This window comes from Rouxiella sp. Mn2063 (genome assembly GCF_049319665.1).
Taxonomy (GTDB): domain Bacteria; phylum Pseudomonadota; class Gammaproteobacteria; order Enterobacterales; family Enterobacteriaceae; genus JBMOUD01.
Window position 1 is genome coordinate 24414 of the sequence record NZ_JBMOUD010000005.1, and the last position, 13483, is coordinate 37896.

Below are 13483 nucleotides of genomic sequence, written 5' to 3' on the forward strand. Positions count from 1 at the left end.
CCTAACATATTAACCATGCAGCGAAATTAAGATTAGTAGCAAATCATCTAAAAAGCAGAACACTTTGCCAGGCCAGTTGCAACGCAATACCCCACATGATGATCCCAACAATAAAATTGATGATACGCTGTGCTTTTGACGTATTCAGCCAAGGTGATAATCGGGCGGCGAGTAATGCCAAACCAAAGAACCATAAAGCAGAAGCCGTCACTGCGCCAAACGCGAACCACGTCCGCTCTTCACTACCTAAGCGCCCGCCGAGGCTGCCGAGAACGACAAAGGTATCAAGATAAACGTGAGGGTTCAGCCAGGTTACCGCCAACATAGTGACAATAATACGCCAGCGACTTTGCTTCATGACTAAGGCTTCAACCCTATCCATACCTGGGCTAAAAGCGCTACGCAGTGCGCCCCAACCGTACCACAGCAAAAAAGCTACCCCACCCCAGCTCACTAACATCAGCAATGTCGGTGATTGATTAAGCAAAGCACTGCCGCCAAAAATGCCACCACAAATTAGAAGAATATCACTCAGCGCGCAGAGGCAAGCGATCATCAGATGATATTGACGCCGAATCCCCTGATTCAATACAAAGGCATTTTGCGGGCCAATCGGTAAAATCATCGCCGCGCTCATAGCAAGCCCCTGAAAAAAAGTAGCAATCACAAAATCTTCCTTAGCGTTATTTATCATCTTGCCGCGCAGTGTAAGACAGCTCCGTCATTAGATAAAATTTATAATTCTAATATGGTATTAGAAAAAATGATGATCGCATTAGATGGTCAACCAATGATTCGCTTTAGCGAGGCGCTAGACATGGTACGTAATAGAGGATTTGGAAGGTGTCTCGAACATTTGCCTGACGAAAATTGAAGAGGTCGTTGGGCTGTTACTCTGGCTTTGGGTGCTCTGGATCTTTAGTCCTGAGCATCATGTAGTGGACTAAAGAGAAAAGCCCCGAATCGATTAATTCAACCCGAGGCCACTCTAATGCCATACAACATTAGGTTAGCCTTTTACCCTCCGCAAGGCAAGGATATGGAGGCTGTAATGGTACATAAATTAACCGTAATGAGTCTGGTCGTTATCTGTATAACGATTCTGATTTTCACTTGGTTGATCCGAGATTCACGATGTGAATTCACGTTCAAACAAGGTGATACGGAGGTTGCGGCTATTATGGTTTACGAATCCTAAGGTAGGAGAGCAACACAGGTGCGGGAGCGTTTTCCGCACCTGATTGTCTGGCATCAGATCCATGAGCACCCATCCATTAATAGCAAAAGGCACCTCAAACGGTGCCTTTTGCTTTAAACCAATAGCTCGTAATTAGCTATTCGGCTTATCTTGTTCTTGCTTAGCAACCGCTTCTGCTGCGCGATAAAGATGCACATCCATTTGCGGATAAGGGATACCGATATTATTAGCATCCAGCGCACGTTTGAAATTCTCGAGCAGATCCCAGTTTACCTCGGTGGCATCACCGTTAGTTGTCCATACGCGCACGACAAAATTCAGTGTGGAAGCCGCCATCTCATTTAAGCGAACCGTTACACCTTTATCGTGCATAATACGTTTGTCCGCGGCAATGATATCGCCCAGTACTTTCTTCACCACATCAATATCCGCATCGTAAGCAACGCCAACGATAATCTCAGTACGACGGTTAGGCTCGCGTGAGGTATTAATAATATTACCCGCGATCACCTTACCGTTAGGGATAACAATAATTTTGTCATCGACGGTACGTAACGTAGTGGAGAAGATTTGTACCTGTGTCACCGTCCCGGCAGCGCCGCCTAGATCAACATACTCACCGGCACGGAATGGGCGGAATACGACTAACAGCACACCAGCAGCTAAGTTAGAGAGTGAGCCTTGTAACGCTAAACCGACGGCCAAACCTGCGGCACCCAAAACAGCAATCACCGACGTGGTTTGAACACCAATGCGCCCTAATACGGCAATTAGCGTAAAGGCAATAATGGCATAACGAACCATTGCCGACAGAAAATCGGATACCGTCAGATCGATACCGCGTAATTGCATCACACGGCTTACCGCACCGGATACCGCTTTAGCGATAATCAGGCCAATAATAAGAATGGCGATAGCAGAAACAATGTTTACTGCATAATGAATCAACAGTTCCTGATTTCTTACCAGCCAGGAACCGGCGTTATTAATACTGTCTACAACATTTAAATCTTCCATTGAATCACCCCAGGTTAGCCCTTGCGGAAAATAAGAATCAGCTATCACGCGCTTGTTTTCACAGCCTCCAGCCACAATCAATACGGCCTTTAGCACAAGCCCTGTCTTTGGTAAAAGATTCCTCAAACGCTTAAGGTTAACCAAGAATATGCAGAACCGCCAATAACGGCCAACGATACGCCTGTTTTTTAATCAAAAACATGCAATTCAATCAGATAGCTCTTTTTATTACTTTAAAAACAACTCAACGTGCCCTCTTTACCGTACGGCATGTTGTTGATTTTCTGCACGCATTGCTTGATGTAACCAACAAGTACTCAGTATGAATCATTGTTGATATCGTAAAATTCGCTCGCTGAGACAATAAAAAAAGGGGCCGAAGCCCCTTGATACCACAGTTTAGACAAAGAAATTACAGAACGTCGACTGCGTTCAGCTCTTTGAATGCCAGCTCAAGGCGTTTTACCATTGAGCTCTGTGCTTCACGCAGCCATACGCGTGGGTCATAGTATTTCTTGTTAGGTTTGTCCGCGCCTTCCGGGTTACCCAACTGACCTTGCAGGTAAGCTTCGTTTTTCTTGTAGAACTGCAGAATACCGTCCCAGTTAGCCCACTGAGTATCGGTATCGATGTTCATTTTGATCACACCGTAACCTACAGATTCTTTGATTTCTGCTGCAGTTGAACCAGAACCACCGTGGAACACGAAGTTCAGCGCGTTGTGTGGCAGGTTATGTTTCTTGCAAACGTATTCTTGAGAATCACGCAGAATAGTTGGGGTCAGCTTAACGTTGCCTGGTTTGTACACGCCGTGTACGTTACCGAATGATGCAGCGATAGTGAAACGCGGGCTGATTGCATTCAGTTTTTCGTAAGCGTAATCAACATCTTGCGGTTGAGTGTACAGAGCAGATGCGTCCATATGGCTGTTGTCTACGCCATCTTCTTCACCGCCGGTACAACCCAATTCGATTTCCAGAGTCATATCGATTTTTGCCATGCGAGCTAAGTACTTGCTACAAATTTCGATGTTTTCTTCCAGAGATTCTTCTGACAGGTCAATCATGTGAGAAGAGAACAGTGGCTTACCGGTTTTAGCGAAGTGAGCTTCACCTGCGTCCAACAGACCGTCGATCCACGGCAGCAATTTCTTCGCACAGTGGTCAGTGTGCAGAATAACTGGCACACCATAATGTTCAGCCATCTGATGCACATGATGCGCGCCAGAGATTGCACCCAAGATAGCGCCAGCTTGTGGCTTATCAGATTTCAGGCCTTTACCCGCGATGAACGCAGCGCCACCGTTAGAGAACTGAACAATCACTGGAGCACGAACTTTAGCAGCTGCTTCAAGCACAGCATTGATAGAGTCGGTGCCTACGCAGTTAACTGCTGGCAGTGCAAAGTTGTTTTCTTTAGCAATAGCGAAAACTTTCTGAACATCATCACCAGTGATGACGCCTGGTTTTACGAAATCAAAAATTTTAGACATAGTTCTTTGTCCTGTTTCGTCGGCCGTAGATGGATTTGAATCGGTTTGCTATTTCGCCCGAGTTCCACTGTGCAGCCCCTCGCGCGAAATAGAAGAACAAGCAGCCTATGCTGCCCGCTCAGGTTCATTACTTCTTAGCACGCTCTTCCAGCATCACAACCGCTGGCAGTTGTTTCCCTTCAACGAATTCCAGGAACGCGCCACCGCCGGTAGAGATATAGGAAATTTTATCAGCGATATCGAACAGATCAATCGCCGCAAGGGTGTCACCGCCGCCAGCGATAGAGAATGCTTCGCTGTCTGCAATGGCTCTTGCTACGATCTCGGTGCCTTTACGGAAGTTAGGGAATTCAAACACGCCAACCGGGCCATTCCACAGAATGGTTTTGGCGTTTTTAATAATTTCGGCAAGACGGTTAGCAGACACGTCGCCCATATCAAGAATTTGCTCTTCGTCTTTAATCTCAGTAGCAGGTTTTAAGGTTGCTGTCGCAGTCTCAGAGAACTCAGTAGCAACACGCACGTCAGTTGGTACTGGAATATCACAGGTAGTCAGCAATTTCTTCGCAGTATCAAGCAAGTCTGGTTCATACAGAGACTGACCAACATTGTTGCCCTGAGCAGCAACGAAGGTATTGGCAATACCACCGCCAACGATCAGCTGGTCTGCAATTTTAGACAGTGATTCCAATACGGTCAGTTTAGTGGAAACTTTTGAACCACCAACGATAGCAACCATCGGACGTGCCGGGTTACCCAGTGCTTTACCTAAAGCTTCCAGCTCTGCGGACAACAGCGGGCCTGCACAAGCGATTGGTGCGAATTTACCCACGCCGTGAGTAGATGCCTGAGCGCGGTGCGCGGTACCGAAAGCGTCCATGACAAATACGTCGCACAGTGCGGCATATTGCTTAGACAGGGTTTCGTCGTCTTTCTTCTCGCCTTTGTTAAAACGAACGTTTTCCAGAACTACCAGTTCACCTGCGGCAATATCAACGCCATTCAGATAATCTTTAGCTAAACGAACTGGAGAGGACAGCTTTTCTTTCAGGTAGTTAACTACCGGCAATAAAGAAAACTCTTCGTTGTACTCACCTTCGGTAGGACGACCCAGATGTGAGGTTACCATGACATGAGCACCCTGTTTCAGAGCAGCTTCAATCGTTGGCAAAGAAGCACGGATACGTGCATCTGAAGTCACTTTACCGTCTTTAACCGGCACGTTCAGATCCGCACGGATCAATACACGTTTACCTGCCAAGTCCAGATCGTTCATCTTAATTACAGACATGCTGAATCCTCTCGTTGATTCTCTTTAAAATTGCCTGAAGGCGCGTCAATCCAAATTGGACTGGCGTACTAGAAACCACTGGCTGCCATAACCAATGTTGTATCCAACATTCGGTTAGCAAAGCCCCATTCATTATCGCACCAGACCAAAGTTTTGATCAGTTGCTGTCCACTAACCCGAGTTTGCGAACCATCGACGATGGCGCTGTGCGGGTCATGGTTAAAATCTGTCGACACTAATGGTAGTTCGGTATAATCCACAATACCACGAAAAGCCCCCTGAGAGGCTTTTTGCAGCAGATGGTTTACCTTCTCAACCGTGACATTTCCTGCGACGAATACGCTTAAATCAATCGCTGTCACGTTAATGGTAGGTACACGAACCGAGATCGCCTCAAAGCGGTCTTTGAATTTCGGCATGATACGACTAATACCGGCTGCCAGCTTAGTATCAACCGGAATAATCGACTGACTCGCCGCACGAGTGCGTCGTAAATCCTGATGATAAGCATCAATGACTGGTTGATCGTTCATTGAAGAGTGGATAGTAGTCACCGTACCGGATTCGATGTGGTAAGCATCATCAAGCAGCTTGATAATTGGAATAATACAGTTGGTTGTGCAAGAGGCGTTGGAAACGATGCGATGTTCGGGCAGCAATGTGTGATGGTTAACCCCAAACACGATGGTTGCATCTAAGTCGTTACCGCCAGGATGAGCAAAGAGGACTTTTTTAGCTCCTGCTGCCAGATGGGCTTCACCATCGACTCGATGGCCAAACACGCCGCTACAATCGAGTACAACATCGACGCCGAGTTCTCCCCAAGGCAGTTGGGCTATATCTGGCTGATGCAACAAACGAATAGTGTCATCACCGACGGTAAGCTTGTCGCATTCCTGACGAACATCCCAGGCAAAACGGCCATGACTTGAATCATATTTCAACAGGTGAGCCATTCCCTCTGCGCTTGCCAATTCATTGACAGCCACAATAGAAATTTCCGCTCGTCGTCCCGATTCATACAGTGCGCGTAAAACGCTACGGCCAATACGGCCAAAACCGTTTATCGCTATGCGGATTGTCATGCTACTCCCTGAAAAGAGGGCCTTCCTCTCATCGATGTCTACCAAGCTGAGCGATATCGACCAAACTGAGGTGGCGCTGACTGGTTATGATAATAACCGGCATAGAGTACTTTAGGGCGCTACCTGCTGTGAATCGCCAAGTTGAATTATTCGTTAAATCTTACTGCCCGTTATCCATGTTCGCCAATACATTTGACTTAGGAACCACGCCAACTGAAACGCTTCAGCCGAGCATAAACCAAAGCCTTCACAAAGGGAACAGCACCGAGAGTTTGGCAAGTAACCAAGTGGGATTTTGCTAGCATAACATGATCTAGCGCACACTTTTGAACAAGGCGGGTACACCCAAGTAAAGGCTTTTTAGGCTTACAAAATTGAAAAAAACAATTTGGAGATTCCAGGTTTTGGAGACTAACCAAAACCTGGAGCTGGAATCAAAATTCCCGAGAGGAAATACCTTAAGGATTAAATGCCTGTTGTTGCTCAAAGCGGTAAAATTCACCAGCGGCATATACAGACATATTGCTACGATTCTGTCCGACATCAGGTAGAGCAACAAAGTGCCAGTTAAATGGCATATTGTTCAGTTCCGCTTGTTGCTGGGATGCCGTGAAATAGTTTTCTGCACGCTCAAGACGATTATTGCCTTGCGCCGCGATTTGTTTTGAATGCTGTAACTTGTTCTCAGGTTCGTCATCGTTTGCACCGACGGCAATAAGAATAGGTTTGGCAAAATAAGCGGCTAATTGATCGGAACTGACTTTAATCGGCGCTTCGCGTAAACCATAAGGCCAGTGTTGATCCGTCGCTGGTAATGTCCACCAGCCCGCAGCAGAACAGATGGCAGCTTTAACTTCTGGCTGCGGTAATAGTGTCAGCATGCGATGAACAAACTGGCATCCTCCGTTGTTGCCAAACAGATAATATTGCGACTGGGTGGTAATGCCCTGTTTACGCATCGCATCAAAGATATTGTTCACCACGGTGAATGCCCACTGAGATTTTGGCAAACGATGATGCGTTTTCGGATCTTGCAGGTTGCCCAGCATGTAGCCGTTGCTGCCCGGGTAATCCTGCTCACTCAAACGCGGTACAACGATGCGCAAATGATATTGATCCGCAACCTTGATCCAATCATTACGATACGTCACGGCATTACGATCGGCTCCCGGGATCACCATCACTAACGGCGCACTGGCGTCCGTCCCTGCTGGCTGGTAAGTGAATACTTCCACTGTTTTCTTAGTCTGTGCTACAGGAAAATGGAAGCTACCCGTTCCGTCCGCCAAGGTTTTTAGCGCAATAGCATCAACTTTGCTGGCGCTTGCGGCTGCTTTAGGCGTTGCAGCAGCTACCGTCTTTGACACAGAAGCCTCTGCAGATTTCACCGTTGCAGGCTCAGTCGGAAGCAAGGCAAGTGAAATTTCTGCTTTAGCAGCAGAAGAAAAAAGCAGCAACAAAGCAGCCCAACGCAGCAGGTTAATCATTCAAAATCTCAACAGGTTAGTAACCAACGATTCACTGTAAGCCAATGACCCACCCCGAGTAAATACACCAACGCTCAATAGTGATAGGGTAAAACAGCAGATAACTCATGGCGCATAAGCCGCGTTTCCGTTACTATGCGGCGTTTTTTTTAGTCAATGAGACCGAGCCATGATAACCACTTTGTTCAAAGATTTTCAGTTCGAAGCCGCGCACTATTTGCCTCACGTCCCCGCAGGACACAAATGTGGGCGCTTGCACGGCCACTCTTTCACTGTACGCTTAGAAATCACCGGTGAAGTCGATCCTCATACCGGCTGGGTGATGGATTTTGCCGATCTGAAAGCCGCTTTTGCACCTATCCTCGATAGCTTGGATCACTATTACCTTAACGAGATCCCAGGACTTGAGAACCCAACCAGCGAAGTGTTGGCAGAATGGATCTGGAAGAAAGTAAAACCGTTAATTCCGATTCTTAGCGCGGTACGCGTAAAAGAGACTTGCACTGCAGGCTGTGTCTATCGCGGTGAATAACCAAGGGCATTAATAATCAGAAGATAACGCCCCGGTTACTTTTATTTAATACGGTATTGTTGTTTGATGCTGTACTGTTTGTTGCTGTATCGATTGTTGTCAGCAACGTTAGCCACCAGACCCAACTCAGGCAATATTAAGATATTTATGAGTCTGCATCGATAGCCGCCAGTTTTTTGCAATGCATGTTGCAATACACAACTTGGTGGCGTCGTCTTTCTGACTGATCGGTTGCAAAGCAATAATTCGCGCTTTGTCATCGTTCAGGCTCTCGAGTAGTTTTTCTAACGCTTCAATGTCTCGCTGACGAGCGACCGGATGCTTCACCTCATCAGCACGAGTGAGCGCCTGCGGTAGGATGTCATACCCGCCACGCATATTCACTTTCGGCGATACCGTCACCCAAGTATTCACTGAGCAACGTACTTCATGGGTACCGCTGGTTTCTATTTGGCAGCTAAAACCGTTCGCTTCTAGCACGCTGGTAAGCGGTTGCAGGTCATAAATACTCGGTTCACCACCGGTGATCACTACATGGCGCGCAGTATAACCTTGCTGAACGATAACCTGATACAACTGTTCGGCAGTGGCGTTTCCCCAAGCATCGCTCTCCTCGGTTTTGACCAGAATTCGCTGCAAGTCCACTTCACGATCGGCGATTTTTTCCCAGGTATGCTTGGTATCACACCAGCTACAACCTACCGGACAACCTTGTAAGCGAATAAAAATTGCCGGCACGCCGGTAAAGTAGCCTTCCCCTTGCAGGGTTTCGAACATTTCATTAATCGGATATTGCATCAGTGTCTCAATCATTGGGTAAAACGTATGCGCAATGCTTACGGCGAGTCCGCCATTCAATTGCGTATAAATTCTAACCTAGAAAAAAAATAAAAAGCCGCTAAAACGCATAAGCCAGCAAGATAAAAAAGTAAAAAACCCGCCGAAGCGGGTTTCTCAAAAGCTAAGGCAGAAATTACTGGCCTTTAACTTCTTTCAGACCGTTGAACGGTGCTGCATCACCCAGTGCTTCTTCGATACGAATCAGCTGGTTGTATTTAGCAACGCGGTCAGAACGGCTCATAGAACCTGTTTTGATCTGGCCAGCTGCAGTACCTACCGCCAGGTCAGCGATGGTTGCATCTTCAGTTTCACCTGAACGGTGAGAGATAACTGCGGTGTAACCAGCATCTTTCGCCATTTTGATCGCAGCCAGAGTTTCGGTCAGAGAACCGATCTGGTTGAATTTGATCAGGATGGAGTTAGCGATACCTTTTTCGATACCTTCTTTCAGGATCTTGGTGTTAGTTACGAACAGGTCGTCACCAACCAGCTGGATTTTGTCGCCCAGCACTTTGGTCTGGTATGCGAAACCAGCCCAGTCAGATTCGTCCAGACCGTCTTCGATAGAAACGATTGGATATTGCTTGGTCAGGTCTTCCAGGAAGTGAGTGAACTCTTCAGAAGTGAAAGCTTTGTTGCCTTCGCCAGCCAGCACATATTTGCCATCTTTGTAGAATTCAGATGCTGCACAGTCCATCGCCAGGGTAACGTCTTTGCCCAGCTCGTAACCTGCTTGCTTAACCGCTTCAGCGATAACAGCCAGTGCTTCTGCGTTAGAACCCAGGTTTGGCGCATAGCCACCTTCGTCACCAACAGCAGTGCTCATGCCTTTAGCTTTCAGTACTTTAGCCAGAGTATGGAACACTTCAGAACCGATACGAACCGCTTCTTTCAGAGTTTTAGCGCCAACAGGCTGGATCATGAACTCTTGAATGTCGACGTTGTTATCCGCGTGCTCACCGCCGTTGATGATGTTCATCATAGGCAGAGGCATAGAGTATTTGCCTGGGGTGCCATTCAGTTCAGCGATGTGTGCGTACAGAGGCAGGCCTTTAGACGCTGCTGCTGCTTTAGCTGCTGCCAGAGAAACTGCCAGAATCGCGTTTGCACCGAACTGAGATTTGTTTTCGGTACCATCGAGATCGATCATGATCTTGTCGATGTTAGCCTGGTCTTTAGCATCTTTACCCAGTACAGCTTGAGCGATAGGACCGTTTACTGCTGCAACGGCTTTAGTCACGCCCTTGCCCAGGTAACGAGACTTGTCGCCGTCACGCAGTTCCAGTGCTTCACGGGAACCAGTAGAAGCACCAGATGGAGCAGCAGCCAAACCTACGAAACCGCCTTCCAGGTGAACTTCAGCTTCTACAGTCGGGTTACCACGAGAGTCGATAATTTCGCGACCGAGCACTTTAACGATTTTGGACATTAGGATTTCCTCAGTACAAGTTAAACTAAACTCTGTCAGACAAACGATGCGCCGCACTTAGGCCGCGCATCGATTCTCTATATATTCACACTACTTTACTTGGCGCTTCTGATACTCACCGGCAGCCTTCACAAAGCCTGCAAACAACGGGTGACCATCACGTGGCGTTGACGTAAATTCTGGGTGGAATTGGCAAGCCACAAACCACGGGTGATTTGGCAACTCGATAATTTCCACCAATTGCTTGTCACCAGAGCGACCTGCAACGCGTAAGCCCGCAGCTTCAATCTGCTTGAGCAGCATATTGTTCACTTCATAGCGGTGACGGTGACGTTCAGTGATTGTCGCCTCGCCATACATCTGGCGAACCAGGCTGCCTTCAGCCAGATGGCACAACTGACCGCCAACGCGCATAGTACCGCCCAAATCACTCTCTTCAGAACGTACTTCTACATTACCGTCTTCATCGCGCCATTCGGTGATCAATGCGACAACCGGATACTTACAGTCTGGCATAAATTCGGTGGAGTTGGCATTCTCCATTCCGGCGACATGACGAGCAAACTCCATCAATGCCACCTGCATACCCAGGCAGATACCCAGATAAGGAATATTGTTTTCACGCGCATATTGAGCGGTCATTACTTTCCCTTCGACACCACGGTAGCCAAAGCCACCCGGGATAAGGATTGCATCCAGACCTTTCAGAATTTCTACGCCGCGAGTTTCGACATCCTGCGAATCAATAAGTTTAATATTCACGGTCAGACGGTTTTTCAGGCCGCCGTGTTTCAGCGCTTCAATCACTGATTTATAAGCATCTGGCAGCTCGGTGTATTTACCGACCATACCGATGTTTACTTCACCACCAGGATTGGCTTCTTCGTAAATCACCTGCTCCCATTCACCCAAATTAGCTTCAGGTGCATTTAAGCTGAATCGTTTACAAATATAATCGTCTAGGCCCTGAGATTTCAAGAGACCCGGGATTTTATAGATTGAATCGACGTCTTTTAGAGAAATCACCGCTTTTTCTGGCACATTACAGAACAACGCAATTTTTGCGCGCTCGTTGGCAGGCACAGAACGATCTGAACGGCAGATTAAAACGTCTGGCTGAATACCGATAGACAGCAGCTCTTTCACCGAGTGTTGGGTCGGTTTGGTTTTAACTTCACCAGCAGCAGCCATGTAAGGCACCAACGTCAGGTGCATGTACAGCGTGTGCTCACGACCTACGTCAACCGCCATCTGGCGAATAGCTTCTAAGAACGGCAGAGATTCGATATCACCAACAGTACCGCCGATTTCAACCAGCACGACGTCGTGGCCTTCGCCACCTTCGATGATGCGTTCTTTGATAGCGTTAGTGATGTGTGGGATAACCTGAATGGTTGCGCCCAGATAATCGCCACGGCGTTCTTTACGCAGAACGTCGGAGTAGATACGGCCAGTGGTGAAGTTGTTACGACGCGTCATTTTGGTACGGATGAAACGCTCGTAGTGGCCCAAGTCAAGATCGGTTTCTGCCCCGTCTTCGGTAACAAAAACTTCACCGTGCTGAGTTGGGCTCATGGTGCCTGGGTCCACGTTGATATACGGGTCCAGCTTCATGATGGTAACGTTCAAACCACGGGCTTCGAGAATAGCCGCCAGAGAGGCTGCGGCAATGCCTTTACCCAGAGAGGATACAACCCCGCCGGTCACAAAAATATAATTAGTTGTCATGCTGAACCTGAGAGGTTAGGTTTAAAGATGATGGAGTAACCAAGACGGGAAAACAGTATACCCGAACCTTTAGTGCGCCACAAACGTTCGTTTTACTCATTTCGTTTGGTGAGCTTGCAAGATCATGCTGGTTATTCACTTAGTTCCCCTCTCTGCTTTTCCATTTAAAAACAGTTGGATAGGTTTTTAAATACTTGATTACAGCCGCTCAGCTTTAGAAAAACATGTTCATTTTCAATTCATTGGCTTAAATGGCCAATTTACTCATAAATATGACGAAAAGCAGCATAACAGCCGTGCAGAAACTGATCTTGATATTGATCACACCTGCACATTGCCGCAAGAGTAACCTATTATTTTTCCTGCTTTTTTATCTGCTGCCAGGCTTCTTCCATCTGTTCTAGCGTAGCATTTTCCATCGTTAATCCGCGGTCGTGGATAATTTGTTCAACCTGACGAAAACGACGCTCAAATTTACGGTTAGCGGCCTGTAGTGCATTTTCAGCCTTATGCCCTAAATGACGGGATAAGTTTACTGTGGCAAACAGTAAATCACCGATCTCTTCACCCAGTTTCTCTTCGTCGATCACCGCCTGACGGGCTTCAAACATCACTTCATCGATCTCTTCATAAACTTTGTCGAGCACCGGGCCAAGTGTGGTCCAATCAAAACCCACGCTCGCGCAGCGTTTCTGGATCTTGTGGGCTTTCATCAACGCAGGCAACGCAACGGGGATATCATCGAGCGCAGAGTAAAGTGACTTATCGGCGCGTTCACGCGCTTTAGTTTTCTCCCAGTTACCGCCCAACTGAGCACTATCTAAAACCGTTTTCTCTGCACCATCTGCAGCAAAAATATGTGGATGACGGCGCTCGAGTTTATCGGCAATCGAGGTGCAAATGTCGTCAAAGTTAAACAGCCCTTGTTCACTGCCCATCTGCGCGTAAAACACCACCTGAAATAGCAAATCGCCCAACTCATCACGCAAATCACCGTAATCCTGACGTTGGATAGCATCCAGCACTTCGTAGGTTTCTTCCAACGTATAAGGGGCGATGGTTTCGAAGGTTTGTACTTTATCCCAAGCACAGCCAAGATCCGGATCGCGTAAGGTTTTCATCACACCGAGCAGGCGTTGTAACGGGGAAAGAGTCATAAAGGGTCCAACTTTTTAGTATTTAGAAAAAATAAACCGCCACATTTTCCAATCGATGTGGTTGACGAGCAGGCAGTAAAAAGCCCGACTAGCGGGCTCAGACTGCTGACAAAGTCGGTTATTAGGGAAAGTAAGGCGTTGGGGTCGTAGCGAGCTTGCTCGCCGGAGCGCCCCTAGCTTTACTAAACCCGGGTATCTCGATATCGAAGACAACTTTGTCATCAAAC

The 13483-nt window shown here is 47.4% G+C and carries 12 protein-coding genes; 2 read left to right on the forward strand and 10 right to left on the reverse strand.

Translation table 11 applies throughout. The features are described from left to right. Nucleotides 1-43: 43 nt before the first annotated feature. Entirely contained in the window at nucleotides 44-667 is a 624-nt protein-coding gene (gene argO, locus ACL9RG_RS09600) for an arginine exporter ArgO (protein ID WP_422792381.1), read from the reverse strand. 405 nt (nucleotides 668-1072) lie between these two features. Here argO and ACL9RG_RS09605 point away from each other — a divergent pair, with 405 nt between their 5' ends. Further along, a complete protein-coding gene (locus ACL9RG_RS09605; protein WP_422792594.1) occupies nucleotides 1073-1198 on the forward strand; it encodes a Hok/Gef family protein in 126 nt (41 codons plus the stop codon). A 132-nt stretch (nucleotides 1199-1330) separates the two neighbouring features. Here the strand turns inward: ACL9RG_RS09605 and mscS are convergent, their stop codons facing one another. The 5 genes from mscS to ACL9RG_RS09630 form a co-directional block, all read right to left on the reverse strand. Then, on the reverse strand, nucleotides 1331-2215 hold the full coding sequence (mscS, locus tag ACL9RG_RS09610; RefSeq protein ID WP_422792382.1) for a small-conductance mechanosensitive channel MscS: 885 nt from the start codon (nucleotides 2213-2215) through the stop codon (nucleotides 1331-1333). Between the two features lie 412 nt (nucleotides 2216-2627). Then, nucleotides 2628-3707, reverse strand: coding sequence for a class II fructose-bisphosphate aldolase (gene fbaA, locus ACL9RG_RS09615; protein ID WP_422792383.1), 1080 nt, complete (start codon nucleotides 3705-3707; stop codon nucleotides 2628-2630). 127 nt (nucleotides 3708-3834) lie between these two features. After that, a complete protein-coding gene (gene pgk / locus ACL9RG_RS09620; protein ID WP_422792384.1) occupies nucleotides 3835-4998 on the reverse strand; it encodes a phosphoglycerate kinase in 1164 nt (387 codons plus the stop codon). Between the two features lie 68 nt (nucleotides 4999-5066). Continuing rightward, complete coding sequence (gene epd, locus ACL9RG_RS09625; protein ID WP_422792385.1) at nucleotides 5067-6083, reverse strand: erythrose-4-phosphate dehydrogenase; 1017 nt, start codon at nucleotides 6081-6083, stop codon at nucleotides 5067-5069. A gap of 458 nt (nucleotides 6084-6541) precedes the next feature. Continuing rightward, nucleotides 6542-7570 (reverse strand): hypothetical protein, encoded by a 1029-nt coding sequence (locus ACL9RG_RS09630; protein ID WP_422792386.1) that lies wholly within the window; start codon nucleotides 7568-7570, stop codon nucleotides 6542-6544. A gap of 169 nt (nucleotides 7571-7739) precedes the next feature. On the opposite strand from ACL9RG_RS09630, the gene queD reads away from it, so the two are divergent. Next, nucleotides 7740-8102, forward strand: coding sequence for a 6-carboxytetrahydropterin synthase QueD (gene queD, locus ACL9RG_RS09635; protein ID WP_422792387.1), 363 nt, complete (start codon nucleotides 7740-7742; stop codon nucleotides 8100-8102). Nucleotides 8103-8228: 126 nt separating this feature from the next. Here queD and queE read toward each other — a convergent pair whose 3' ends face one another. From queE to mazG, 4 genes are all read right to left on the reverse strand, one after another. After that, on the reverse strand, nucleotides 8229-8900 hold the full coding sequence (gene queE, locus ACL9RG_RS09640; protein WP_422792388.1) for a 7-carboxy-7-deazaguanine synthase QueE: 672 nt from the start codon (nucleotides 8898-8900) through the stop codon (nucleotides 8229-8231). A gap of 175 nt (nucleotides 8901-9075) precedes the next feature. Beyond that, a complete protein-coding gene (eno, locus tag ACL9RG_RS09645) occupies nucleotides 9076-10371 on the reverse strand; it encodes a phosphopyruvate hydratase (protein WP_422792389.1) in 1296 nt (431 codons plus the stop codon). 90 nt (nucleotides 10372-10461) lie between these two features. Beyond that, complete coding sequence (gene pyrG / locus ACL9RG_RS09650; RefSeq protein WP_422792390.1) at nucleotides 10462-12099, reverse strand: glutamine hydrolyzing CTP synthase; 1638 nt, start codon at nucleotides 12097-12099, stop codon at nucleotides 10462-10464. A 353-nt stretch (nucleotides 12100-12452) separates the two neighbouring features. Then, nucleotides 12453-13256 (reverse strand): nucleoside triphosphate pyrophosphohydrolase, encoded by an 804-nt coding sequence (gene mazG, locus ACL9RG_RS09655; protein WP_422792391.1) that lies wholly within the window; start codon nucleotides 13254-13256, stop codon nucleotides 12453-12455. Nucleotides 13257-13483: the final 227 nt, after the last annotated feature.

Coding starts and splice junctions, on each gene's coding strand:
- ACL9RG_RS09605 (WP_422792594.1), top strand. CDS start 1,073: ATGAGTCTGGTCGTTATCTGTATAACGATTCTGATTTTCACTTGGTTG.
- mscS (WP_422792382.1), bottom strand. CDS start 2,215: ATGGAAGATTTAAATGTTGTAGACAGTATTAATAACGCCGGTTCCTGG.
- fbaA (WP_422792383.1), bottom strand. CDS start 3,707: ATGTCTAAAATTTTTGATTTCGTAAAACCAGGCGTCATCACTGGTGAT.
- pgk (WP_422792384.1), bottom strand. CDS start 4,998: ATGTCTGTAATTAAGATGAACGATCTGGACTTGGCAGGTAAACGTGTA.
- epd (WP_422792385.1), bottom strand. CDS start 6,083: ATGACAATCCGCATAGCGATAAACGGTTTTGGCCGTATTGGCCGTAGC.
- ACL9RG_RS09630 (WP_422792386.1), bottom strand. CDS start 7,570: ATGATTAACCTGCTGCGTTGGGCTGCTTTGTTGCTGCTTTTTTCTTCT.
- queD (WP_422792387.1), top strand. CDS start 7,740: ATGATAACCACTTTGTTCAAAGATTTTCAGTTCGAAGCCGCGCACTAT.
- queE (WP_422792388.1), bottom strand. CDS start 8,900: ATGCAATATCCGATTAATGAAATGTTCGAAACCCTGCAAGGGGAAGGC.
- eno (WP_422792389.1), bottom strand. CDS start 10,371: ATGTCCAAAATCGTTAAAGTGCTCGGTCGCGAAATTATCGACTCTCGT.
- pyrG (WP_422792390.1), bottom strand. CDS start 12,099: ATGACAACTAATTATATTTTTGTGACCGGCGGGGTTGTATCCTCTCTG.
- mazG (WP_422792391.1), bottom strand. CDS start 13,256: ATGACTCTTTCCCCGTTACAACGCCTGCTCGGTGTGATGAAAACCTTA.